Below are 708 nucleotides of genomic sequence, written 5' to 3' on the forward strand. Positions count from 1 at the left end.
TTATCACCAGGCATTACCATTTCAACACCTTCAGGCAACTCACAAGCACCTGTCACATCAGTCGTACGGAAGTAGAACTGTGGACGGTAACCTTGGAAGAATGGCGTATGACGACCACCTTCATCTTTACCCAAGATATATACTTCAGCTTCAAACTTAGTGTGAGGCTTAACAGAACCAGGCACACATAGAACCTGACCACGCTCAACTTCGTCACGCTTAGTACCACGCAGAAGAACACCAACGTTCTCACCCGCACGACCTTCGTCTAGAAGCTTACGGAACATCTCAACACCAGTACAAGTAGTGGTTTGAGTTTCCTTGATACCAACAATCTCGATTTCTTCACCAACTTTGATGATACCACGCTCAACACGACCCGTTACAACCGTACCACGACCTGAGATTGAGAACACGTCCTCAACAGGCATTAGGAATGGCTGATCTACAGCACGCTCTGGCTCTGGAATATAAGAATCTAGCGACTCAACCAACTTCTTAACAGCAGTTGTACCTAGCTCGTTATCATCTTCGCCGTTCAATGCCATCAAAGCAGAACCTGCGATAATTGGCGTATCATCACCTGGGAACTCATAAGTGTCTAGCAACTCACGAATTTCCATTTCAACCAATTCAAGCATCTCGTTGTATTCTTCTGAACCTGCACCACCACAGTCTTCAGCCAACAAGTCAGCCTTGTTCAAGAAT

At 45.9% G+C, this 708-nt stretch carries 1 protein-coding gene; it reads right to left on the minus strand.

Annotation, left to right across the window (positions count from 1 at the left end):
• Positions 1–708, minus strand: a 708-nt coding sequence (locus A3763_RS05205; protein ID WP_255376607.1) for an EF-Tu/IF-2/RF-3 family GTPase, incomplete at both ends; no start/stop codon positions are given.

This window comes from Oleiphilus sp. HI0128 (assembly GCF_001635365.1).